21 protein-coding genes and 1 pseudogene are annotated in these 22,210 nt (G+C 74.7%); 14 read left to right on the forward strand and 8 right to left on the reverse strand.

Annotation, left to right across the window (positions count from 1 at the left end):
- Positions 1 to 71 precede the first annotated feature (71 nt).
- The 7 genes from V6U82_RS01540 (at position 72) to V6U82_RS01570 (ending at position 5,681) form a co-directional block, all read left to right on the forward strand.
- Positions 72 to 1,430, forward strand: coding sequence for a flavin monoamine oxidase family protein (locus tag V6U82_RS01540; RefSeq protein ID WP_334458707.1), 1,359 nt, complete (start codon positions 72 to 74; stop codon positions 1,428 to 1,430).
- A 126-nt stretch (positions 1,431 to 1,556) separates the two neighbouring features.
- Complete coding sequence (locus V6U82_RS01545) at positions 1,557 to 2,303, forward strand: lysozyme (protein ID WP_334458709.1); 747 nt, start codon at positions 1,557 to 1,559, stop codon at positions 2,301 to 2,303.
- Positions 2,304 to 2,374: 71 nt separating this feature from the next.
- Complete coding sequence (locus tag V6U82_RS01550; RefSeq protein ID WP_128138989.1) at positions 2,375 to 3,049, forward strand: peptidoglycan recognition protein family protein; 675 nt, start codon at positions 2,375 to 2,377, stop codon at positions 3,047 to 3,049.
- Positions 3,050 to 3,146: 97 nt separating this feature from the next.
- Positions 3,147 to 3,512 (forward strand): ArsR/SmtB family transcription factor, encoded by a 366-nt coding sequence (locus tag V6U82_RS01555; RefSeq protein WP_334458710.1) that lies wholly within the window; start codon positions 3,147 to 3,149, stop codon positions 3,510 to 3,512.
- Positions 3,509 to 4,150, forward strand: coding sequence for an SRPBCC family protein (locus V6U82_RS01560; protein ID WP_334458711.1), 642 nt, complete (start codon positions 3,509 to 3,511; stop codon positions 4,148 to 4,150). The genes V6U82_RS01555 and V6U82_RS01560 overlap by 4 nt, the downstream gene beginning before the upstream one ends.
- A 419-nt stretch (positions 4,151 to 4,569) precedes the next feature.
- Positions 4,570 to 5,130, forward strand: coding sequence for an NADAR family protein (locus tag V6U82_RS01565; RefSeq protein ID WP_334458712.1), 561 nt, complete (start codon positions 4,570 to 4,572; stop codon positions 5,128 to 5,130).
- Positions 5,131 to 5,171: 41 nt separating this feature from the next.
- Complete coding sequence (locus V6U82_RS01570; RefSeq protein WP_128138014.1) at positions 5,172 to 5,681, forward strand: NUDIX domain-containing protein; 510 nt, start codon at positions 5,172 to 5,174, stop codon at positions 5,679 to 5,681.
- Between the two features lie 63 nt (positions 5,682 to 5,744).
- On the opposite strand, the gene V6U82_RS01575 is transcribed toward V6U82_RS01570, so the two are convergent.
- Positions 5,745 to 6,911 (reverse strand): LLM class flavin-dependent oxidoreductase, encoded by a 1,167-nt coding sequence (locus V6U82_RS01575; protein ID WP_334458714.1) that lies wholly within the window; start codon positions 6,909 to 6,911, stop codon positions 5,745 to 5,747.
- Positions 6,912 to 7,054: 143 nt separating this feature from the next.
- Between V6U82_RS01575 and V6U82_RS01580 the strand changes: the two genes are divergently transcribed.
- The 4 genes from V6U82_RS01580 (at position 7,055) to V6U82_RS01595 (ending at position 10,926) form a co-directional block, all read left to right on the forward strand.
- Positions 7,055 to 8,020, forward strand: a complete 966-nt coding sequence (locus tag V6U82_RS01580; RefSeq protein ID WP_334458716.1) for a sulfonate ABC transporter substrate-binding protein — start codon at positions 7,055 to 7,057, stop codon at positions 8,018 to 8,020.
- Positions 8,017 to 8,853 carry an ABC transporter permease gene (locus tag V6U82_RS01585; RefSeq protein WP_334458717.1) on the forward strand — a complete coding sequence of 279 codons (837 nt, stop codon included), beginning with the start codon at positions 8,017 to 8,019 and terminating at the stop codon, positions 8,851 to 8,853. Before V6U82_RS01580 ends, V6U82_RS01585 begins: the two co-directional genes overlap by 4 nt.
- Positions 8,826 to 9,551 carry an ABC transporter ATP-binding protein gene (locus tag V6U82_RS01590; protein WP_334458718.1) on the forward strand — a complete coding sequence of 242 codons (726 nt, stop codon included), beginning with the start codon at positions 8,826 to 8,828 and terminating at the stop codon, positions 9,549 to 9,551. Before V6U82_RS01585 ends, V6U82_RS01590 begins: the two co-directional genes overlap by 28 nt.
- A gap of 91 nt (positions 9,552 to 9,642) precedes the next feature.
- Positions 9,643 to 10,926 (forward strand): sulfite oxidase, encoded by a 1,284-nt coding sequence (locus V6U82_RS01595; RefSeq protein ID WP_334458719.1) that lies wholly within the window; start codon positions 9,643 to 9,645, stop codon positions 10,924 to 10,926.
- Positions 10,927 to 10,934: 8 nt separating this feature from the next.
- Here V6U82_RS01595 and V6U82_RS01600 read toward each other — a convergent pair whose 3' ends face one another.
- The 3 genes and pseudogenes from V6U82_RS01600 to V6U82_RS01610 form a co-directional block, all read right to left on the reverse strand.
- The gene (locus V6U82_RS01600) at positions 10,935 to 11,477 is read right to left on the reverse strand and encodes an RNA 2'-phosphotransferase (RefSeq protein ID WP_334458720.1); all 543 of its coding nucleotides are present in this window, start codon (positions 11,475 to 11,477) and stop codon (positions 10,935 to 10,937) included.
- Between the two features lie 303 nt (positions 11,478 to 11,780).
- A complete protein-coding gene (locus V6U82_RS01605) occupies positions 11,781 to 12,830 on the reverse strand; it encodes an aldo/keto reductase (RefSeq protein ID WP_334458722.1) in 1,050 nt (349 codons plus the stop codon).
- A 76-nt stretch (positions 12,831 to 12,906) separates the two neighbouring features.
- Positions 12,907 to 13,233 (reverse strand): annotated as a pseudogene (locus V6U82_RS01610) (ABC transporter ATP-binding protein); the annotation flags it as partial.
- Positions 13,234 to 13,820: 587 nt separating this feature from the next.
- Here V6U82_RS01610 and pgi point away from each other — a divergent pair.
- On the forward strand, positions 13,821 to 15,455 hold the full coding sequence (gene pgi / locus V6U82_RS01615) for a glucose-6-phosphate isomerase (protein ID WP_334458725.1): 1,635 nt from the start codon (positions 13,821 to 13,823) through the stop codon (positions 15,453 to 15,455).
- Between the two features lie 45 nt (positions 15,456 to 15,500).
- Here pgi and V6U82_RS01620 read toward each other — a convergent pair whose 3' ends face one another.
- Positions 15,501 to 15,911 (reverse strand): type II toxin-antitoxin system Phd/YefM family antitoxin, encoded by a 411-nt coding sequence (locus V6U82_RS01620; RefSeq protein WP_334458727.1) that lies wholly within the window; start codon positions 15,909 to 15,911, stop codon positions 15,501 to 15,503.
- A 38-nt stretch (positions 15,912 to 15,949) separates the two neighbouring features.
- Complete coding sequence (locus tag V6U82_RS01625; RefSeq protein ID WP_128139312.1) at positions 15,950 to 16,492, reverse strand: GNAT family N-acetyltransferase; 543 nt, start codon at positions 16,490 to 16,492, stop codon at positions 15,950 to 15,952.
- Between the two features lie 59 nt (positions 16,493 to 16,551).
- Here V6U82_RS01625 and V6U82_RS01630 point away from each other — a divergent pair, with 59 nt between their 5' ends.
- Both V6U82_RS01630 and V6U82_RS01635 read left to right on the forward strand, forming a co-directional pair.
- Entirely contained in the window at positions 16,552 to 17,886 is a 1,335-nt protein-coding gene (locus tag V6U82_RS01630; protein WP_334458729.1) for an SWIM zinc finger family protein, read from the forward strand.
- Positions 17,883 to 20,435, forward strand: coding sequence for a hypothetical protein (locus V6U82_RS01635; RefSeq protein ID WP_334458730.1), 2,553 nt, complete (start codon positions 17,883 to 17,885; stop codon positions 20,433 to 20,435). Before V6U82_RS01630 ends, V6U82_RS01635 begins: the two co-directional genes overlap by 4 nt.
- 92 nt (positions 20,436 to 20,527) lie before the next feature.
- On the opposite strand, the gene V6U82_RS01640 is transcribed toward V6U82_RS01635, so the two are convergent.
- Positions 20,528 to 20,980, reverse strand: a complete 453-nt coding sequence (locus V6U82_RS01640) for a DUF4383 domain-containing protein (RefSeq protein ID WP_334458731.1) — start codon at positions 20,978 to 20,980, stop codon at positions 20,528 to 20,530.
- A 79-nt stretch (positions 20,981 to 21,059) separates the two neighbouring features.
- Entirely contained in the window at positions 21,060 to 22,205 is a 1,146-nt protein-coding gene (hflX, locus tag V6U82_RS01645) for a GTPase HflX (RefSeq protein WP_334458732.1), read from the reverse strand.
- Positions 22,206 to 22,210: the final 5 nt, after the last annotated feature.

Raw genomic sequence — 22,210 nt, forward strand, 5'->3', positions numbered from 1 at the left:
CCGGACGGCCCGGTGCCGTCCCTTCACCCTCCACACGAACGACTGACGCCCGTTTCGACACGCCGGGCCGGGTGAATCCGGCCGGGAGCGGGGTACGCCGTCGCGTGCGCCGCCACCGGGTCGTCGTCGTGGGCGCCGGGTTCTCCGGCCTGGCGTGCGCGCTCGCGCTGGACGCGGCGGGCGCGCAGGTGCGGGTGCTGGAGGCGCGGGACCGGGTGGGCGGCCGGACGCTGAGCCGCCCGCTGCCCGGAGGCGGCTGGCTGGATCTCGGCGCGCAGTGGATCGGCCCGACCCAGGACCGGATGTACGCGCTCGTCGCCGCGTACGGTCCGGCCACCTTCCCCTCCCCCGCGCACGGCGCGCCGACGCTGCTGCTCGGCGGGCGCCCGGCCACCGGCGAACCGCCCGGGCTGTCCGCGCTGCTGGGCACGCTCGACGAGATGGCGGCCCGGCTCGACCCGGCCGCGCCGTGGCGGGCGGACGACGCGGTCCGGTGGGACCGGATCACGTTGGGCGGCTGGCTCGACGCGAGCGCCGCCGACGCGGTCACCGCCGGGTACGCGGGCCGGCTGCTCGCCGGTGGGCTGCTGGCCGCGTCGCCGGACGAGGTCTCGCTGCTGCACATGCTGTTCTACCTGCGCAGCGGCGGCGGTACCCGGTCGCTGCTCGGCATGGCCGGTGGCGCCCAGCAGGACCGGCTGGTCGGCGGCCCGGCTGTGCTGGCCGAGCGGATGGCGGCCGCGCTGCCGCCGGGGAGTGTGTGCCTGCGCGCGCCGGTGGACGGCGTCGCGCAGGACGGCGACGGCGTGCGGGTGCGCGCCGGCGGCGAGACGTACCGCGGCGACGCGGCGGTTGTCGCGCTGGCACCGGCGCTGGCCGGGCGCATCCGGTACGACCCGCCGCTGCCGCCGCTGCGCGACGGGCTGACCCAGCGGATGCCGATGGGTGTGGCGCTCAAGGTGCACGCGCTCTACCCGGAGCCGTTCTGGCGCGCGGACGGCCGCTCCGGCGTGTCCAGCACCGACACCGGGCCGCTCACGGAGACGGTGGACAACTCGCTGCCGGGCGCGCCGGGCGGGGTGCTCACCGCGTTCAGCTACGGCGCGCAGGCGCGGGCGTTGCGCCGGCTGCCGGACGACGCGCGCCGGGACGCGCTGCGCGACGCGCTCGCCGCGATCTTCGGCCCGGCCGCCGCGCGCCCCGACGACCTCGTCGAGTACGACTGGTCGGCCGACGAGTGGACGCGTGGCTGCTTCTGCGGCGTCCTGCCGCCCGGCGCGTGGTGCGCGTACGGCCCGGAGCTGCGTGCGCCGGTGGGCCGGGTGCACTGGGCCGGCACCGAGACGGCGACCCGGTGGAGCGGCTACCTGGAGGGCGCGGTGACCGCCGGCGAGCGCGCCGCCGCCGAGGCGCTCGCCCAGCTCGGCTGAGCACCCAATCCAGTGAGATTCTTCGATGCAATCTATTGAAAGGTTTCTCCGCCCTGTGACCTAATGACGACAGTTCCTTTCGTCATACTCCCGCCGCCGGAGCGCGGCAACCCCCAGGGAGGACAGATGCACCGTTCGATCCGATCGGCGCTGCGCGCGGCCGGAGCCGCGCTGCTCGCCACCGCCACCGTCGCCGCGGCGGTCCTGTCCGGGGCGGCCCCCGCCGGCGCCGCCCCGGCCGGGCTGCCCGGCATGGACGTGTCCAGCCACCAGGGCAACGTGAACTGGTCCGGGGCGTGGGCCAACGGCGCCCGGTTCGCGTACGTCAAGGCGACCGAGGGCACCTACTACACCAACCCGTACTTCGCCCAGCAGTACAACGGCTCGTACAACGTCGGGATGATCCGCGGCTCGTACCACTTCGCCCGCCCGGACACCACGACCGGCGCCACCCAGGCCAACTACTTCGTCGACCACGGCGGCGGCTGGTCGAAGGACGGGCGGACGCTGCCCGGCGCGCTGGACATCGAGTACAACCCGTACGGCGCGACCTGCTACGGGCTGAGCCAGGCGTCGATGCGCAGCTGGATCGCCTCGTTCGTCAACCAGTACTACGCCCGCACCGGCCGGTGGGCCACCATCTACACCACCACCGACTGGTGGAGCACCTGCACCGGCAACACCTCGCAGTTCGCCGCCAACAACCCGCTGTGGATCGCCCGCTACGCCGGCAGCGTGGGCACGCTGCCGGCCGGTTGGGGCACGTACTCGTTCTGGCAGTGGTCCTCCTCCGGCGTCTTCCCCGGTGACCAGAACGTGTGGAACGGCTCGCTCGACCGGCTGCGCGTACTGGCCTGCAACGGACCCTGCTGACCCGGCCCGGGCGTGGCGGGCGGTGCCGGTCCCGCCACGCCCGGCCGCCCCTCTCTCCCGAGGAGGTTGCGATGTCCCTTCCCGCACCCCGGCGGACCGTGCTGCGCGGCGCGGTCCTGCTCGGCGCCGCCGCCGGCGTCGGCGCGCTGACCCGGATCGGCTCCGGCCCCGACGCGCGGGCCGCCGCCACCCGGGTCGACCAGCCGACCATCGCCAACTGCGCGACCTGGGGCGCCCGCCCGCCCTCGTCACCGGTGAGCGTGGTGGCCGGTCGGCCCAACAAGATCATCGTCCACCACACGGCGTTCCCGAACACCACCGACTACAGCCTCGCCCAGGCGTACCGCAACTCCCGCGACATCCAGAACCTGCACATGGACAGCAACGGCTGGCTCGACTCCGGGCAGCACTTCACCAACAGCCGGGGCGGCTACCTGACCGAGGGCCGGCACGGCAGCCTCTACGCGCTGCTGCACGGCCAGACCATGGTGCAGGGCGCGCACTGCGTCGGGCAGAACAGCCAGGCCATCGGCATCGAGAACGACGGCATCTACGTGGACGTGCAGCCGCCCCAGGCGCTCTGGAACAGCCTGGTCACGTTCTGCGCGTTCACCTGCCAGCAGTACGGCATCGCGCCCACCGAGATCTACGGGCACAAGGACTTCAACGACACGCAGTGCCCGGGCCTGCTGCACGGCCGCCTGCCGGAGCTGCGCCGTACCGTCGCCGCCCGTCTCGGTGGCTGACCACGGGGGTACGCGGGGCGCCCGGGTGCGACGGGCGCCCCGCGTCGTGTCAGTGTCATTCCTCGCTTATATAAGCCGAGTCTGATACAAAGGCGTGGTGCACGCCTTCGACGTCCTCGGCGACCCGGTCCGCCGCCGGATCCTGGAACTGCTCGCCCACGGTGAGCAACCCGCCGGCGCGCTCGGCGAGACCGTGCGGCGCGAGTTCGGCATCAGCCAGCCCGCCGTCTCCCAGCACCTCAAGGTGCTGCGCGAGCACGGCTTCACCACGGTGCGCGCCGACGGCACCCGCCGGCTCTACGCCGTGGACCCCGGCCCGCTGCGCGAGATCGACGCGTGGCTGGACGGGTTCCGCCGCTTCTGGACGCCGCCACTGGCGGCGCTCGCCACCGAGCTGGCCCGGGGCCGCCGCGAACGACGGCTGCGCGAGGACAGCACCGACGACGAGAGGACCGACCCATGATCGACGTGACCGGACAGATCAGCGCCGTCGAGCGCCACATCGGCGCCCGTACGCTCCCCGCCGGGCAGGCGCGGGTGCTCACCATCGCCCAGACGTACGACGCACCGGTCGCCGACGTCTTCGACGCGTGCACGAACCCGGAACGCATACCGCGCTGGTTCCTGCCGGTCACCGGCGACCTGAGCCTCGGCGGCCGGTACCAGCTGGAGGGCAACGCCGGCGGCACGGTCCAACGCTGCGACCCGCCGCACGGCTTCGCCGCCACCTGGGAGTTCGGCGGCGAGGTGAGCTGGATCGAGGTGCGGTTGCGCGAGGCCGGACCGGGGCGCACCCGCTTCGAGCTGGAACACGTCGCGCACGTCGACGACCAGCGGTGGGCCGAGTACGGCCCGGGCGCGGTCGGCATCGGCTGGGACCTGGCGCTGGTCGGCCTGGCCTCCCACTTCGCCACCGACGGCACGGGCGTCGACCCGGCCGCCGCAGCCGAATGGATGGCCTCGGAGGAGGGCCGTCGTTTCGTCACCGAGTCCAGCACCGGCTGGACGACGGCAAGCGTCGAGGCCGGCACCCCCGCCGAGGAGGCACACGCCGCAGGCGAGCGCGTGCGGTCCTTCTACACCGCCTCCCCCACCCCGTAACCCACCCTCGCCCTCGCCCTCGCCCTCGCTGATCTTGCAGTTCGGGCCCTTGGGATGCCCAATTTCACCTGGATTGGGGGCCACCAAAGTGCAAGATCGGCGAGGGTCACGGGACATGGTGCGGCTCCTCGCCGGGTTCTCCGAGATCTTGGTAGGAAAGGGCCCTCATAGGGGCCTCTTGCTACCAAGATGTCTTTGCCTCCCGGGATGCGGAACGCACTTCCCTCGACGTGGGAGATCGCGCCTCGTGCGGCGGGCAGGAGGCGGGCTGGAGGCGGGCTTCGGGCGACTGCGTCGACGGGAGACGCGCGACGGGCGTGGCGAGACGGTCAAAGCCGGTGCGCGGGAGGCGGGCGGTGCCTTGTCGGGGGGCGAAATGCGGGGGTGGGACGTCGGTGGGGTGGGGCAGACTGCGGGGCATGCCGATCCGTTCCGTCGCCGACCTGACCGCCGCGCTCGGCACCGGCGAGACGTTCAAGTACCTGCACTTCTGGGGGCACCGGCCACGGCCTGACGGCAGCATCGGCGCGAGCTGCCTGAGCCAGTGGTGGCCGGCGGCGTTCACAGTGGACGGCCGCGAGTTCGCCACCGCCGAGCACTGGATGATGTGGCACAAGGCCACCCTCTTCGGTGACCACGCGATCGCCGAGCGGGTGCTGGCCGCCGGGCATCCGCACCGGGCCAAGGCGCTCGGGCGGCAGGTCCGCGACTTCGACGAGGCGACCTGGGCGGCCCGGCGCTACGAGATCGTGGTGGCCGGCAGCGTCGCCAAGTTCGCCCGGCACGAGCCGTTGCGGCGGTTCCTGCTCGGCACCGGCGACCGGGTGCTCGTCGAGGCCAGCCCGACCGACCGGGTCTGGGGCATCGGCCTGACCGCCGGCGACCCACGCGCCGCCGACCCGGCGACGTGGCGGGGCGACAACCTGCTCGGGTTCGCCCTGATGGAGGCGCGCGCCACGCTCGCCGGCCCGAGGGGGTGACGCCTGACCTGGGGCCGGGGGTGCGGGTAACGTGCTGCGGCGTGACCGCGTACTCGCACTGCTCGTTCTGCGGCGCCGCCTACCCGGCGGGCGCCGGGTGGCCGCGTGTCTGTTCCTCCTGCGGCGAGACGGTGTGGCGCAATCCGCTGCCGGTGGCGGTGGCGGTGCTGCCGGTCCGCACGCCGCAGGGGCTCGGCGTGGTGGTGGTGCGACGCGACATCGAACCGGCGCGTGGGCAGCTCGCGCTGCCGGGCGGCTTCATCGAATACGGCGAGGAGTGGTCCGAGGCGCTCGTCCGCGAGCTGCGCGAGGAGACCGGCCTGCTGGCCGAGGCGGGCGAGGCGCGGCTGTTCGCGGTGCACGGCGCACCGGCGGGCGGCACCATGATGGTCTTCGGCGTGCTGCCCGAACGGCCGGTCGGTGACCTGCCGCCGTCGGCACCGACCGAGGAGGCCACCGAGTGGCTGGTGCTCACCGACCCGGTCGAGCTGGCCTTCTCCACACACACCCGGGTGCTGGCCGACTTCCTCGCCGGCCAACGCCCGGACTGACCGCGACGAATCCGGCAGCGCCGGAGGGCCCGGCACGCTCAGCCCGGGACGGGGACGGCGCGGTCAGCCGCGCGCCGGGACCGGCTGGGGCGAGAACGGCACGGCGGCCGGCGCCTCGGTCTCCGGCTCACCGGCCGGGTGTCGCCACAGCCCGCGCCGCCGCAGGATCGGCAGCACGCCCTCGCCGAACCAGTACGCCTCCTCCAGGTGCGGGTGACCGGAGAGGATGAACTCGTCCAGGCCGAGCGCGTGGTACTCGGCGATCCGGTCGGCGACCTCGGTGTGGCTGCCGACCAGAGCGGTGCCCGCGCCGCCGCGTACCAGCCCGAATCCGGCCCACAGGTTCGGCGAGACCTCCAGCCCGTCGCGGGAGCCGCCGTGCAGGTCGAGCATCCGCCGTTGCCCCTCGGACTCGCTGCGCCGCAGCCCTTCCTGCACCGCGCGCACGTCGGCCTCGGGGATGCCGTCGAGCAGCTTGCGGGCCTGGGCCCACGCCTCCTCGGCGGTGTCCCGGCTGATCACGTGCAGCCGGATGCCGTACCGCAGCTCGCGACCGGCCTCGGCGGCGAGCCCACGGATCCAGTCCAGCTTCCCGGCCACCTGCGCGGGCGGTTCGCCCCAGGTCAGGTACACGTCGCTGTGCCGGACGGCCACCGGCCCGGCCGCGCCGGACGACCCGCCGAAGTAGACCGGCGGCACCGGGTCGGGCACCCGGCCGAGCCGGGCGCCCTCGACCCGCACGTGGGCGCCGTCGTGGTCGACCGTCTCACCACGCCACAGCGCCCGCACCACGTGCAGGAACTCGTCGGTACGCGCGTAGCGGGCGTCCTTGTCCAGGAAGTCGCCGTACGCCCGCTGTTCGGCGGACTCGCCGCCGGTGACCACGTTGAGCAGCAGCCGCCCGCCGGACAGGCGCTGGAACGTGGACGCCATCTGCGCGGCGAGGGTGGGTGAGAGCAGGCCGGGCCGGAACGCGACGAGGAACTTCAGCCGCTCGGTCACCTCGGTGAGCATGGCGGTGGTCAGCCAGGCGTCCTCGCACCAGGCGCCGGTGGGGGTGAGCGCCCCGGCGAAGCCGAGCTGCTCGGCGGTGCGGGCGATCTGCCCCAGGTACGCGACGCTGGCCGGTCGCGCGCCACCCGCCGTGCCGACCGGTACGCCGTGACCGCCACCCACGATGTCCCGGCTGTCGCCGTAGGTCGGCAGGAACCAGTGGAAGGTGAGCGACATGGTGTACCTCCGGTGCGGAATCGGACGGGCCGCCTCCTGAGTGGTGGGACGACCGCGCCGACAGACTACCCATAAAACCTATCGGGTTGGTAGGTTGCTCTCGCCCGCCGACGGCCGGGTCCATCCCTCCCCGAGGAGTCGCCATGCGTACCCCCAGATCGCGCCGGCCGGTGGCCGCGCTGCTCACCACCCTCGCGCTGCTCGCCGCGACGGCGCTGACGGCCTGCGGCGGCGAGGCGGCCGACGCCAGCGGCGGCGACGGGCCGCTGCGGATCGGCTACCAGCGCTTCGGCGGGCTCAGCCTGGTCAAGGCGCGCGGCGACGCGAAGAACGTCACCTGGTCGCTGTTCGAGAGCGGACCGGCCCTGACCGAGGCGCTCAAGGCCGGCTCGATCGACATCGGCCAGGTCGGCGAGGCGCCGCCGGTGTTCGCCGCCGCCGGGAAGATCCCGTTCTCCGTGGTCGGCACCTCGCAGCCGATCCCGCAGGGCGAGGCGGTTCTGGTCAAGGCGGACAGCCCGTACCGCGGCTTCGCCGACCTGCGGGGCAAGACGGTCGCGCTGAACAAGGGCTCCAACGTGCACTGGCTGCTGGTGAAGCTGCTGGAGGCGAACCGGATGACGCTCGCCGACATCGACGTGAAGTACCTCAAGCCCGCCGAGGGGCGGCCCGCGTTCGACAACGGGCAGGTCGACGCGTGGATCATCTGGGATCCCTACTTCGCGCTGGCCGAGCAGCCGGGCGTACGGGTGCTCGCCGACGCCACCGGCCTGGCCGGCAACCGCGAGTACGTGCTCGCCGCGCCGGACGCGGTGAAGAACCGTACCGACGACGTACGGGCGTTCCTGAACACGTACCGGCAGACCACGGACTGGGGCATCGCCCATCCGGCCGAGCGGGCCGCCGTCCTCGCCCCGGAGCTGAAGATCCCGCTCGACGTGACCACCCGGGCGCTGGCCCGCAGCGCCAAGCCGCTCGCCCCGGTCACCCCGGAGATCGGCGCCGAGTTGCAGGCCATCGCGGACAGCTTCGTGGAGCTGAAGCTGGTGCCCGGACCGGTCGACATCGCCGGGCGGGTGGACGGCCGGTTCAACGAGGCGTTCCAGTGAGTGGTCCGGCGCTGGCCGAGGCCGCCCCGGCGGTCGTACCCGATCGGGCGACGCCGCGGCGGTCGCGGGTCCGCGCCTCGCGGCGGTGGCGGCGCGCGGTGAGCCCGCTCGTGCTGGTGCTCGGCTGGGAGGTCGCCGCGCGGACCGGGCTGCTCGCCGCCGAGAAGCTGCCCGCGCCCAGCGCGGTGCTGGCCACCGGGTGGCGGCTGGCGCGCGACGGCACGCTCGGCGTGCACCTGCTCGACTCCCTCACCCGCGCCGCGCTCGGCCTGCTCATCGGCGGCGGCCTGGCGCTGGTGCTCGGCGCGGCGGCCGGGCTGCTGCGCCTCGGTGACGACCTGGTCGACCCGCCGGTGCAGATGGCCCGGATGCTGCCGCACCTGGGCCTGGTCCCGCTGCTGATCATCTGGGTCGGCATCGGCGAGTCGCTGAAGGTCACGCTCGTCGCGCTCGGCGCGTTCTTCCCGATTTACTTCAACACGTACGCCGGCATCCGCGACATCGACGAGCGGCTGGTGGAGGCGGCGCGCACCTGCGGTCTCGGCCTGGCGGCCCGGCTGCGGCACGTGGTGCTGCCCGGCGCGCTGCCGGCGCTGTTCCTCGGGCTGCGGCTGGCCATCGGCGCGGCCTGGCTCAGCCTGGTCGTCGGCGAGCAGGTGAACGCGCAGACCGGCGTCGGGTTCCTGATGATGGAGGCGCGCGAGTTCAGCCAGACCGACGTGGTGGTGCTCGGCCTGCTCGTCTACGCGCTGCTGGGGCTGGCCTCCGACCTGCTCATCCGGTACGCGGAGAGGAGGACGCTGGCGTGGCGACGCGGACTGCGGGCGACCTGACCGGGCCGGTGCTCACCGCACGGGCGGTGACCCGGTCCTTCGGCCCGGCGGTGGTGCTGGCCGGGGTGGACCTGACCATCGCCGCCGGGGAGACGGTGGCGCTGCTCGGCGGCAGCGGATCCGGCAAGAGCACGCTGCTGCGCGTGCTGGCCGGGCTCGACGGCGACGCGGGCGGCGAGCACGCGGTGCACGGCACCGCCGCCGTGGTGTTCCAGGAGCACCGGCTGCTGCCGTGGAAGCGGGTGGCCGGCAACGTGGCGCTCGGCCTGGCCGGGCCGGACGTGGGCGGGCGGGTCGGTCGCGCGCTGGCCGAGGTGGGGCTCGCCGACCGGGGCCGGGCCTGGCTGGCCGAGCTGTCCGGCGGCCAGGCGCAGCGGGTCGCGGTGGCCCGCGCGCTGGTCCGCGAACCGGACCTGCTGCTGCTGGACGAACCGTTCGGCGCGCTCGACGCGCTGACCCGGCTGCGCATGCAGGGGCTGCTGCGGCGGCTGCGCGCCCAGCACGGCTTCGCGGCGCTGCTGGTGACGCACGACGTGGAGGAGGCGCTGCTGCTCGCCGACCGCGTCCTGCTCCTCGACGACGGAGTGATCGCCGAGGAGGTGCCGGTACGCCTCGGCCCGTCCCCGAGCCCCGACGACCCGGCCCTCGGCGCGCTGCGCCGCCACCTGCTCGACCGCCTCGGCGTACCCGCCGGCTGACTGTCGGAGCCGCCGCCCACCTGCGATGGATCGACGAAAAGTCCTACTGATTGAATAGGAAAGGCAGCGTCGCCCACCCCGGAGGTCAGTCGTGAGTCAGTCCTCGTCCTCAGCCGAAGCCGTCCACGACGCCGACCGGAGCCGTCAGTGGCTCGCCGGGCAGGCGCACGGGCCGGGCGTCGACCGCGACCGGCTGCTGGAAGTGGGCGCGGCGATGGCCGCGGTGACCGCCGCCGCCGCGGAACGCGAGCCGGTCGCGGTGGCGTCCGCGCCGGTCGGCGTCGACCCCGGCGCGCCGATCGTCAAGCCGCTGCCGACGGAGCTGCTGCGCCCGCTGGACACCAACGCCGAAATGCGCTGGCCGTCGATGGCCGGCCAGGGGTACGTGGTCCCGATCGACCGCTTCTTCGTCCGCAACCACACGCTCACCCCGCACCTGGACGCGGCCACCTGGCGGCTGCGGCTGTTCGGCGACGGCCTGCGCGGTGCGCCCACTCGCGACAACCCGGTCGAGTTCGACCTCGACGAGCTGCGCCGGCTGCCCGCCGAGGAGCACGCGGCGCTGCTGGAGTGCGCCGGCAACGGGCGGCGCTACTTCGCCGAGCAGCAGGACGAGCCCGCCCCGGGCGTGGCGTGGGGGCTGGGGAGCGTCGGCGTGGCCCGGTGGCGGGGCGTCCGGCTCGGCACGGTGCTGCGCCTGGCCGGGCTGCGTGACGAGGCGGTCGACGTGATGCCCGAGGGCCTCGACCCGGACTACGTCAGCGGCGGGGTCAACCTCGGCCGGGTACGCCGTCCGATGCCCGTCGCGAAGGCGCTCGACGACGTGCTGCTGGCGTACGAGATGAACGGCCAGCCGCTGCCCGCCGACCACGGTTTCCCGGTGCGGGTCGTGGTGCCCGGATGGGTCGGCATCTCCTCGATCAAGTGGGTGGGTGCGATCGAGGTCTCCACCACTCCCCTGTTCTCACCGTGGAACACGCAGTTCTACCGGATGTTCGGCCCCGGTCACCCGGCCGACGGCACAGTGCTCACCGCCCAGCCGGTGCGCAGCGCGTTCGAGCTGCCCTGGGACGCCCGGGTGCCGGCCGGGGAGGAGGTGCTGCTGACCGGCCGTTCCTGGTCCGGCAACGGCCCGATCGCCCACGTCGAGGTGGACACCGGCGACGGGTGGCGCCCCGCCGACCTGGTCGAGGCCGACCGGGGTGGCGCCTGGCAGCGCTGGACGGTCCGCTGGCGCCCGCCGGCCGCCGGACGGCACGTCCTGCGCGCCCGCGCCACCGACAGTACCGGCGCGCGGCAGCCCGACCGGGCCGCGCCGAACGACCTCGCATACCTGTTCGACGCCGTGGTGGCCCACCCGGTCACCGCCTGCTGACCGCTGCTTCAGGTGGTGCTGAGGTAGGGCGGCGGCACGGTGTCGGTGAGCCACACCCCGTTGGCCGAGCGGTAGAACAGGTACCCGGCCTCGGCCATCGCCGCCGCGTCCACAGTCAGCACCACCACCGCGCCGCCCCGGCGCGCGCCGACACGCCGCGCCGTCGCCACATCAGGCGACAGGTGTACGTGGTGACGGCCGCCCCGGCGCAGCCCCTGCGCCCGGATCGCGTCCAGCACGGCCTCGCCGGTGCCGTGGAACAGCCGGGGCGGCGGCGCGGCCGGGGTCAGGCCGAGGTCGACCGGAACGGAGTGCCCCTGGTTGGCGCGGATCCGGTCGGCCCCGTCCGGGCCGGTCTCCACCGCGAACCGCTGCTTGTCGTTGCCCGCGACCACGGCGTCCAGTTGGGCGCGGCTGATCCGCAGCCCGGCGAGCACGTCGGCGACCGGCACCCAGCCCGCGCGGTCGAGTCGCAGCCCGAACGCGTCGGGCCGGTGCCGCAACGCCAGCGACAGCCGCTTGCTCACCCGAACGAGATCCCGATGCTCCACCCGCCCAGTGTGATTCCGCAGCCGTCCCCTGTCGACGCAGTTCCCCTGCCCGCCCTCCCCCTCCCCCCGCGCCCTCCCGCCGCTCCCGCGTCGCCTGGCCTCGCCCTTCGCCCCGCCTTTCCCGCGTCGCCCCGCCCCGCCCCGTCGATCTTGCGGTTTCGGCCCCTCGGATGCCCGGTTCGCGCTCTTTGCCGGGGCAGGAAGCCCATGATCGACGAGCCGGGAGCCGAGGGTCGGGACGGAGGCGGGACGTGCGGAAGGGCGGGTGAGCGGGCGGGACCGGGCGGGCGGGAAGGGCGTGGGTCAGGCGGCGGCCCGCTCGGCAAGGGGGCGGCGGCGGTGGGACGGGTCGGTCAGGGTGGGCGGGGACCAGACGCCGTCGGGCTGGTAGAGGTTCGTGCCGGGCGGGACGATCTCGTCGATGCGGTCCAGCACCGCGTCGCCGAGCGTCAACTCCGCCCCGGCCAGCAGCGCGTCCAGTTGATCCATGGTGCGCGGTCCGATGATGGTCGAGGTGACCGCCGGGTGCGCGGCGGTGAACGCCACGGCGAGCTGCGGCAGCGTGCAGCCCACCTCGTCGGCGAGCGCGACGAGGTCCTCGACGGCGGCGTACTTGGCGGCGTTGCCCGGCAGCGCCGGGTCGAACCGGGCCGGGGTGAGCGCGGGCCGGCCCGCGCCGAGGTCGACGGGCCGGCCCTGCCGGTAGCGGCCGGACAGGAACCCGGAGGCCAGCGGGCTCCACACCAGCACACCCATCCGGTAGCGGCGGCAGACCGGCAGCACCGACGCCTCGATGCCGCGCGCCAGGATCGAGTACGGCGGCTGCTCGGTGCGGAAGCGGCCGAGCGCGCGCCGCTCGGCGACATGGTGCGCCTCCACGATCTCCTCGGCCGGGAAGGTCGAGCAGCCGAACGCACGGATCTTCCCGGCCCGGACCAGGTCGGTGAGCGCGCCGAGCGTCTCCTCGACGTCGGTGGTGTGGTCCGGACGGTGCACCTGGTAGAGGTCGATCCAGTCGGTGCCCAGCCGGCGCAGGCTGTCCTCGACCTCCCGGACGATCCACCGTCGTGAGTTGCCGCCCCGGTTCGGCCCCTCACCCATCGGGAAGTGCACCTTCGTGGCGAGCACCACGTCGTCGCGCCGGCCGCGCAGGGCCTTGCCGACGATCTCCTCCGACTCGCCGGCGGAGTACATGTCGGCGGTGTCCACGAAGTTGATCCCGCGGTCGAGTGCCGCGTGGACGATCCGGGCACAGTCGTCGTGGTCGGGGTTGCCGACCGCGCCGAACATCATGGTGCCGAGGCAGTGGACGCTGACCTCGATGCCGGTGCCGCCGAGGACGCGATAGCGCATGTGAACTCCCTGGGTCGCACCGCGCGGCCGGGTGGCGCGCGGTCCGGCCACGGTAGGAGTTCGAGTGCGCTGGAGGTCAACCGTCGGCGGGTTCCGCGCTGCCGGCGAGGTAGCCGGCCGCCTGCAACTCGAACAGCTCACGGTAGAGGCCGCCCTGGGCCATCAGCGTGTCGTGGTCACCCGACTGCACGAGCCGGCCGTGGTCCATCACGAAGATCCGGTCGGCGTGCCGGACGTTCGCCAGCCGGTGGGTGATCAGCACGACGGCCCGGTCCGGGTGCCGCCGAAGGTGCTGGAAGAGGGCGTGCTCGGCACGCGCGTCCAGCGCGGCGGACGGCTCGTCGCAGATCAGCAGCCGGGCGTCGCGGTAGAGCCCGCGGGCGGCCACCAGCCGCCGCCACCGCCAGGGCGGGCAGCGCGGCCCGGATCCGGTCCGGCGTCGGGCCGGCCGCGAACAGCTGGTGGAGCACCCCGGTGGTGGCGAGCAGGCCCAGCGTGGTGAGGACACCGGCGGCGACGTTGAGGCCCAGCGACGCGGCGGTGTCCCGGCGGCTGGTCGCCCAGGCGAGACTGATCGCCTCGCGGATCAGCGCGGGCAACCGGCGCGCCACCGACCAGAAGCCGGTGTGGGCCAGTTCGGTGGCCCGGTGCATCCAGTGCGGATCGACCAGCTCGGGCAGGGTCGTCTCCCCGGCAGGCTCCTCCGGGCCGGACGGTGGACGAGGACGGATCACCCCGGGCACGGCACCCCCTCGACACGTTCGGGCAGCAACGCTGGATACTACGTTCCGCTATCGAAAGATGTCATTCAGTGACCGGCGTGTCGTACAGACGTCCCAACGGCGTGTCCCGGCGCGGTGGCCGGAAACAGCCGCCCGCACGGTGATCGCCGCCGGGTCGCGTCGCGCGGGACGGGTCCGGGTGGCAGGCTTGTGGGGTTCGCCGGCGCAGGCCGGCCGACCGCCCGTCGTGAAGGAGAAGATCGACCCGATGGCTGTGGACGTCACCACCACCGACGAATGGCAGGCGCTGCGCAAGCACGCCGAGGCGATGCGCGGCACGCACCTGCGCGACCTGTTCGCCGCCGACGGGCAGCGGGGTGAGCGGCTCACCGGTGAGGTCGCCGACCTGCACGTGGACTACAGCAAGAACCTGGTCACCGACGAGACGATCGCGCTGCTCGGCGCGCTCGCCGAGCGGGTCGGGCTGACCGACCGGATCGCGGCCATGTTCGCCGGACGGCACATCAACACCACCGAGGACCGGGCGGTGCTGCACACCGCGCTGCGCCTGCCGCCGGACGCGTCGCTCACCGTGGACGGCCAGGACGTGGTCGCCGACGTGCACGCCGTGCTGGACCGCATGGCGGCGTTCGCGCAGCGGGTGCGCTCCGGCTCATGGCGGGGCCACACCGGCGAGCGGATCACCACAGTGGTCAACATCGGCATCGGCGGTTCCGACCTCGGGCCGGTGATGGCGTACGAGGCGCTGAAGGCGTACCGGGACGCGGGCATCAGCTGCCGGTTCGTGTCGAACATCGACCCGACCGACATCCACGACAAGACCGCCGACCTGGACCCGGCGAGCACGCTGTTCGTGGTGGTGTCCAAGACGTTCTCCACCCAGGAGACGCTCGCCAACGCCGACCAGGCGCGGCGCTGGCTGCTCGCCGGGCTGGACGCCGACGACGACGCCGTGGCCCGGCACTTCGTCGCGGTCAGCACCAACGAGCAGCGCGTCCGGGACTTCGGCATCGACCCGGAGAACATGTTCGGCTTCTGGGACTGGGTGGGCGGACGCTACTCGCTGCCCTCGGCCGTCGGCCTGTCGGTGATGCTGGCGATCGGCCCGGACCGGTTCCGCGAGATGCTGGCCGGCTACCACGCTGTCGACGAGCACTTCCGGTCCGCCCCTGTGGAACGCAACGTGCCGGCGCTGCTCGGCCTGCTCAACGTCTGGTACACCGACTTCCTCGGCGCGGAGACCCACGCGGTGCTGCCCTACTCGCAGTATCTGCACCGGTTCCCCGCCTACCTCCAGCAGCTCACCATGGAGAGCAACGGCAAGTCGGTACGCGTCGACGGCTCGCCCGTGACGTACCCGACCGGGGAGATCTTCTGGGGTGAGCCGGGCACCAACGGCCAGCACGCCTTCTACCAGCTCATCCACCAGGGCACCCGGCTGATCCCGGCGGACTTCATCGCGTTCAGCCGGCCCAACCACGACCTGGGCGACATGCACGACCTGTTCATGTCGAACTTCTTCGCCCAGACCGCCGCGCTGGCGTTCGGGCGGACCCGGGAGCAGGTGGAGGCCGAGGGCACCGCGCCCGAGGTCGTGCCGCACCGCGTGATGGCGGGCAACCACCCGACCACGTCGATCCTGGCGCCGAAGCTCACCCCGGCGACGCTGGGCCAGCTGATCGCGCTCTACGAGCACATCACGTTCACCGAGGCCGCGATCTGGGACATCAACGCCTTCGACCAGTGGGGCGTGGAGCTGGGCAAGGTGATGGCCAACCAGCTCGCGCCGAAGCTCACCGGACCGGACCCGGACCTGGCCGACGTCGACACCTCGACCGCCGAGCTGATCCGCCGCTACCGGGCCGAGCGCGGCCGGAGCTGACCGTCACTCGTGGCGTCCCGCGTACACCGGGCGGGACGCCACGGGTCAGCGGCGCAGCAGGTCGGCGTGCGCGGCGCGCAGCCGGGCCAGCGCCGGGTCGCCGGCCGGCGCGCGGCGGTCGAGTTCGGCCCACGCCTCGGCGAGCGCGTCGGCCAGCACCCGCAGCTCGGCGGCGTGCCGCCGGCCGGACTGCCGGTGCAGCTCCTCCAGGCGGCGGGCCCACCCGGCACTGATCGCGGCGACGCGTTCGGCGTCGGCGCGCGCCTGGGCGCCGGTGCGGGCGGCGGACGCGGACACGATCGCGGCCACCGGCCGTGGATCGCCGTCGCGGGTGACGAGGGTGACGGTGTCGGTCAGCTCGGCCAGGGAGACGAGCTGGGTGAGCCGGGTGCGGACCTCGCGCAGCGGCAGGGCGCGCGGCTGGGGGGACCGGTCGGCCAGTGCGGGGACAGCCATGGACACATGTTCACGTCCGGGTACGACAAATTCGGCGGTCAGGCGGTCCACTCCGGTGCCAGCACGGACCAGACCTCCAGGTCGGCCCGGCCGTCGGGCGTCGGTGCGGCCCCGCGCATGACCCCGTCGCGGCGCATGCCGAGCCGTCGCGCGACAGCGATGCTGCGATCGTTGCCGGCCTTCGTGACCCACTCGACGCGGTGGATGCCGCGCTCCCGGACCGCCCAGTCGATGACGAAGCGGGCGGCACGGGTGACCAGGCCCTGTCCCTCGGCGCCCGGTTCCAGCCAGCAGCCGGCCTCGCACACCCCCCGATCGGTGCTCAGCGACACGAACAGCACGCCGCCGACGAGCGTGCCGCCCTGCCAGATGCCCCAGATGCCGCCGTCGTCGCGGGCCCACCGGTCGGCGTACGCCTGGAGGACCTTGCGGGCCGACTCGGCGTCGGTGGCGACGAAGGACGCGCCGACCCAGGGTGCGATGTGGTCGCGGCAGCGGTCGAGGTTGGCCAGGAACTCGTCGGCGTGCCAGGGCGACAGTGGACGCAGCTCGGCGTCGTCGGTGAGGGCGTGGGCGAACATCCGAGGAAGCTAGCAGGACCGTCGCGCTTTTGTCGGTCGGTCCCTCTACGGTCTGCGCCGTGAACGCCGTCCAGACGTACCGATATCTCCAGCCGTCCGCGCTGCGCGCCGCCGGTCTCGACCTGCAGACCTGCGGCGGCCCGGCGGCCAACCCGCGCTTCTTCGCCGGGTTCCTCACCGCCCCGGCCGCGGCGGCGGCCGGGCTGCTCGCCGTCGCCGAGGTGGCCCGCACCCGCTACCACCAGCCGGTCAGCCCGGCCAGCCTGGACCCGGTGGTGACCGGCAGCCGGGGCCGCCTGCGCTTCGAGTCGTTCTCCGGCTGCTGCGGGGTGTACGCGCGGATGGACGTCCTGCCGGCCGGGCTGGACGGGGAGATCAGCGGCCACGGCACCACGAACGTGGACGTGAACCCGCCGCTGCGCGAGGCGCTGGCCCGGGTGGGCGGCATCGAGCCGCTGCACGTGGCGGTCGGCCCGGACGACCTGACCGTCTCCACCATGGACGGCGCGGTGGTCGAGCGGAAGGTGCCGCTGCCCGGCCGCTGGCTGCGGGGCTTCGCCGAGGTGCACGTGCTCACCGCCGGCTTCGAGCCGCGCGCCGAGATCGCGGCGGCGGAGGCCGCGGCGTTCCTGCGGCGGCTGCCCGCCGCCGGCGACCGGAGCGTGCTGTGGGCGGTGCCCGCCGGGCGTACGCTGCGGCTGACCTCCCGCCCGGCGCCGGGCGCGGTCTGCCTGGCCGGCGCGGGCCGGCTCGCGGCGCTGCGCGGCCTGCTGCGGCACGCGCGCACCCTGCGGGTGTACGGCCCGGCGGTGCAGGCCGGCTCCCCCGCCGTGCCGAGCACGTGGGAGCTGGACACCGGGGCGCTGCGGGTGTCGCTGACGCTGTCCCCCGAGCCGTACCGGGGGTTCTCCGGTGAGGGCGCGGCCCTGGCGGCGCTCGCCGGTGACGACGTGGTCGACGACGCGGAGCTGGTCGGCGCGCTGCTCAACTGGGATCCGACCATCGACGTGGCCGCGCTGGCCGACGCCGCCGCGCTGCCCGACGAGCGGGTGCGTGCCGCGCTCGCCCAGCTGGGCACCGCCGGGCGGGTCGGTTACGACGTGGCGGACGGGGCGTACTTCCACCGGGTGATGCCCTACGACGCGGGCCGCGCGGAGCGGGACAACCCGCGCCTGGTCGGCGCGCGTGCGCTCGTCGAACGCGGCGCGGTCGAGCGCGACGGCGAGCACGCGACGGTACGCACCGACGCCGAGACCTACCGGGTACGCCGCCACCCGGACGGCGCGTACTCCTGTTCCTGCCGCTGGTGGGCGCGGCACCGCGGGCAGCGGGGGCCGTGCCGGCACGCGCTTGCCGTGTCGATGGTCGCGGCGCCGGTGGGGGCACTGTCGTGACCGGTTTCGCCGAGGCGGCGGTGCGCGGCCGGATGTCCGAGGTCCGGTCGGCCCTGGCCGGGTTGGACGAGCCGGCCAGGCGGGCGCTGGGCGACGAACTGGTCGCCGTCGTCCGCCGCAGGCGGGACGACTGGTGGTGGCGGGGCGAGGCGGCGACGCTGGCGGTGGCCGCGGTGGGCACGCTGAGCACCCCGACGAAGGTGGCCGCGCTGCTCGGCCGCCGCTCGGTCTGGCTGGCGGGCGTCGACGCCGCGCCGGTGGTCGACACCGCCCGGGAACGCGGGGTGACCTGGCTGGCCGACGTGGCGCACAAGCTGGCCGACCGGCTGCCCCGGGACCGGATGGTCGCGGGCTGGCCGTTCGTCGCCGGTCTCCTGCTGGCGGAGAAGGCGCCGCCACCGACCGGGGACGACTTCGTGCGGGGCTGGGCCACCGCGCAGGGTTCGCCGGGCCCGCGCGGAACCCGTCCGCCGACAGTGGACCGGCTACGCGCGGACCCGTTCCTGGACCCGCTGCTGCCGCGCCTGTTCGAGGTCGACGGCGTGGGCGCCGAGCTGGCCCGCGGCGACGGCACCGGCACGGAGGCGCTGCCACGGGCACTGGCGGCGCTGGCGGCGGAAGGCCGGCTCGACCGGGCGGTCCTGCTCAACGGCGTCCTCGGCCGGCTGCTGCGCGGCGACCGGCCGGGCGCGCTGCGCCCGTTCCTGATCCTGCACGACCTGCTGGCGCCGACCCCGGACGAGGTGGCGGTGCGGTCGAGCGCCTATCTGCGGCTGCTCGCCGACGGCCCGGGACCGGTGGCCCGCACCGCCCAGCGGACGCTGCGCGACGCCGGTGACGCCGCCGAGCCGGAGGCGCTGTGGGAGGCCGCCCGGACGGTGCTGGCCCGGCCGGAGAAGGCGCTGGTCCGGGCGCAGGTGTCGTGGCTCGACCGGCTGGCCCGGCAGCACCCGGATCAGGCCCCGGAGATCGGCGCGGTGCTCGCCGTGGCTGCCGACCACCCGGACGCCGCCCTGCGCGAGCGCGCGCTGACGCTGGCGCAGCGGCACGGTCACCGGCCGGTGGCGGTGGCCACGGTGGTCGAGGCCCGCGACGACCTGCCGCCGCCGCTGCCGGCAGCGGCCGCGCCGCCGCCGATCGCCGGGGTGGACGAACTGGTGGAGGAGATCGCGGCGTCGCTCGGCCGGCGCTGGCCCGCGCTGACTGCGGAACGCGTCATGGACGGCCTGGTCCGGCTGGGCACCGCCGACCGCGAGCGGCTCGCGGCGGCGCTGCTGCCGGTGGTACGCCGGGAGCGGGTCGGCGCGTACGACCATCCCTGGTCGGTGTTCAACCGGTCGGTGCAGATGCACGGGCTCCTGCTGGCTGTCTGCGGTGAACCGGAGTCGGCGACGACCCGCCGCGACCAGTGGAGCACCCTGCTGGCCGAGTCCCGCCCGCGCGCGCCGCTGCCGTTGCGGGGTGGTCCGCCGGTTCCGGCCACGCGTCGGCCCGTGCCCGTCCAGCTCGCCTGCACCCGGCTGGCCGAGATCGGGCAGCGGCTGGACGGACGCGACGATCCGGGCCTGCTGTCCGCGCCGACCTCGGTCACCGGGGCGATCGAGCCGGTGGCGCTCTACGAACGGCTGGCCGCGCTGGGTGACCGTCCGGTGTGGCGCTGGGACCTCGCCCAGGCTCTGCTGCGCCTGCCGGCCGGCGTGGACGAGCGGCTGGCCGAACGCGCCGCGGCGCTGCGTACGGCGGCCGGTGACGAGCTGGCCCGCTGGCTGCGCGGTGAGGCCGTACCGGCCCCGGCGCAGCAGGTGGTGACGGTGGGCCGGCGGGCGCGGTCGGCCGGGTACGACTGGGGCTACGACCAGCTGCCCGAGGGGCGGACGCTCGTCGCGCTGACTCCGCCGGACGGCGTCGAGGACCGGCTCGGCCTGCTCACCCTGACGCCCACGCCGATCGGCCGGTGGACCGACGGCTGGGGTGACGTCTGGCCGGCCGTCCTGCCCGGGCACCGGGGCGTGGTCGCCGCGCACCTGCTGCCCGAGGTGGCCGGCGCCGCGCAGGAGGACACCCTCGAGCACGGCGCGGTCCTGCCGGTGCTGGCCGAGTGCACGGGCGCGGGCGGCCCGGCCCTCGATCTGGCGCTGGCCTACGGGTTGTGCGCCCGCCACGAGGCGGACCGGGTGGCCGCGCTCGACGCGGTGCTGATCCTGGCCGCCGCCGGTGACCTGGACGCGCCCTCGACCGGCGGGCATCTCGGCGCGCTGGCGGCCGGCGGGCAGGTGACGCTGACCCGGGCGGTCACCCCGCTGCGCGACGCGGTCGCGGCGGGTGCCCGGCTGAGCGTGTGGCGGCTGCTCGCCGCGGCGTTGCCGCCGCTGCTGGCCGCCCCGACGCCACCCCGGGGCACGCCGGACCTGCTCGCGCTGGCGGCGGAGGCGGCGACCGCGACGGGCGTCCGGATCGAGGTGCCCGGACTGGCCGACGTGGTGGCCCGGGGCGGCGGTAGCCGGCTGGTCGCCGAGGCCCGGCGGCTCGCCGGCGCCTTGACCGCCTGAACCGGCGCCTCGTCACCCGAGCGGGCAGCGGCCGGCGCGGAAACGCGCCGGCCGCTGTCTCAGCAGTACTCGTACATGCTGGTCGTCGGCTGTCAGGCGCGGCGCCCCGGGCGGCGGGTGAGCGCCACCCCGAGGGCGATCATGCCGACGCCGAGGAACAGGTGCAGCCAGTTGTCGGCGCCGTTGAGCGGCACGAAGTTGGCGCCGCTGTCGTGGTCGATCACCAGGCCGTAGAGCCAGAGCACCAGGTAGACGGCACCGCCGCCGATCAGGTACGCCCGGGCGCCGGAGACCGTCCGGGACAGCGCCAGCCCGGCCACGCCGAAGAGCAGGTGCACGATGTTGTGCAGGACCGACACCTGGAACAGGCCCAGCAGCTTCGCCCGAGACTCGTGCCCGGCGAACATCATCGTGTCGTAGTTCGTGGTGATGCCGGGGATGAACCCCAGCACGCCCACCACCAGGAAGACGATGCCGACCACCAGCGCGGCCCGGCGTACCGGGGACGCGGGCGCGGTACGGGCGACGCGGGAAGAACCGGCCATGACTGACACCTCCGTTGAGAAAGTCTTCCGCGGTCACGGCGGCCGGGAAGCCGAAATCCCCCGGATCCCCGGATCGAGATCAGCGACTCAGCCGGGCGGCCAGGTCGGCGCGCAGCCGGTCGACGCCCTCACCGGTCACCGCCGACACCGGTACCGCCTCCGGGCAGGCCCGGCAGAGCGCGTCCACCCACTCCGGCGGCGCAATGTCGATCTTGTTGAGCACCAGCAGCTCGGGCAGGTCCCCGGCGCCGATCTCGTGCAGGACGCCGTGCACGGTGGTGATCTGCTCCAGCGCGTCCGGAGCCGAGGCGTCGACCACGTGCAGCACGAGGTCGGCGCCGGTCACCTCCTCCAGCGTGGAACGGAACGCGTCCACGAGCTGGTGCGGCAGGTGCCGGACGAAGCCGACCGTGTCGGTGACGGTGTAGGTGAGATCGCCGGTGGAGATCCGTCGGACCGTCGGGTCGAGCGTGGCGAACAGGACGTCCTGCACCTGCGCGTCGGCGCCGGTCAGACGGTTGAGCAGGGCGGACTTGCCGGCGTTCGTGTAGCCGGTGATCGCGACCGAGGGCACGCGGTTGCGGGCCCGCCGCCCTCGTCGGCGCTCCCGGCGCCGGGACAGCTCGGCCACGTTGCCGCGCAGCCGGGTGGCCCGCTGCCGTAGCCGGCGTCGCTGCGTCTCCAGCTTCATCTCACCGGGGCCGCGCACGCCCATGCCGGAGCCGCCGGCCATCCGGCCGCCGCCGACCCGGGACATCGACCGGCCGTCGCCGCGCAGCCGGGGCAACTGGTACGCGATCTGGGCCAGTTCGACCTGCAGCCGGCCCTCGCTGGTGCGGGCGTGCTCGGCGAAGATGTCCAGGATGAGCGCGGTGCGGTCCACCACCCGTACCCCGGTCCGCTCCTCCAGGTTGCGCACCTGGCCGGGGCTCAGCTCCCCGTCGGCGATCACCACGTCGGCCCGGTTGCGGGCGGCCACCTCCGCCAGCTCGTCCGCCTTGCCCGCGCCCACGAAGGTGGCCGGGTCCGGCTTGGCGCGGTTCTGCACCACCGCGCCGGCGACGGCGAGCCCGTCGGTGTCGGCCAGGCGCCGCAGCTCCGCGAGCGAGGTGTCACTGCCCGGGCCGCTGCCGTCGCTCTGCTCCGGGTGCACCGCGACCAGCACGGCCGTCGGCCGCCGTCCCGCCGTCGCGGCGGCGTCGCCCATCAACCACGTCCCGGCCATCGCCC

The organism is Micromonospora sp. CPCC 205554, from assembly GCF_036902745.1.
Classification (GTDB): Bacteria; Actinomycetota; Actinomycetes; order Mycobacteriales; family Micromonosporaceae; genus Micromonospora; species Micromonospora tulbaghiae.

Excerpts from the sequence above, each read along its gene's own strand:
- V6U82_RS01545 (WP_334458709.1), top strand. The coding sequence starts at position 1,557 with ATGCACCGTTCGATCCGATCGGCGCTGCGCGCGGCCGGAGCCGCGCTG.
- V6U82_RS01550 (WP_128138989.1), top strand. The coding sequence starts at position 2,375 with ATGTCCCTTCCCGCACCCCGGCGGACCGTGCTGCGCGGCGCGGTCCTG.
- V6U82_RS01560 (WP_334458711.1), top strand. The coding sequence starts at position 3,509 with ATGATCGACGTGACCGGACAGATCAGCGCCGTCGAGCGCCACATCGGC.
- V6U82_RS01565 (WP_334458712.1), top strand. The coding sequence starts at position 4,570 with ATGCCGATCCGTTCCGTCGCCGACCTGACCGCCGCGCTCGGCACCGGC.
- V6U82_RS01575 (WP_334458714.1), bottom strand. The coding sequence starts at position 6,911 with ATGTCGCTCACCTTCCACTGGTTCCTGCCGACCTACGGCGACAGCCGG.
- V6U82_RS01580 (WP_334458716.1), top strand. The coding sequence starts at position 7,055 with ATGCGTACCCCCAGATCGCGCCGGCCGGTGGCCGCGCTGCTCACCACC.
- V6U82_RS01605 (WP_334458722.1), bottom strand. The coding sequence starts at position 12,830 with ATGCGCTATCGCGTCCTCGGCGGCACCGGCATCGAGGTCAGCGTCCAC.
- pgi (WP_334458725.1), top strand. The coding sequence starts at position 13,821 with ATGGCTGTGGACGTCACCACCACCGACGAATGGCAGGCGCTGCGCAAG.
- V6U82_RS01620 (WP_334458727.1), bottom strand. The coding sequence starts at position 15,911 with ATGGCTGTCCCCGCACTGGCCGACCGGTCCCCCCAGCCGCGCGCCCTG.
- V6U82_RS01625 (WP_128139312.1), bottom strand. The coding sequence starts at position 16,492 with ATGTTCGCCCACGCCCTCACCGACGACGCCGAGCTGCGTCCACTGTCG.
- V6U82_RS01640 (WP_334458731.1), bottom strand. The coding sequence starts at position 20,980 with ATGGCCGGTTCTTCCCGCGTCGCCCGTACCGCGCCCGCGTCCCCGGTA.
- hflX (WP_334458732.1), bottom strand. The coding sequence starts at position 22,205 with ATGGCCGGGACGTGGTTGATGGGCGACGCCGCCGCGACGGCGGGACGG.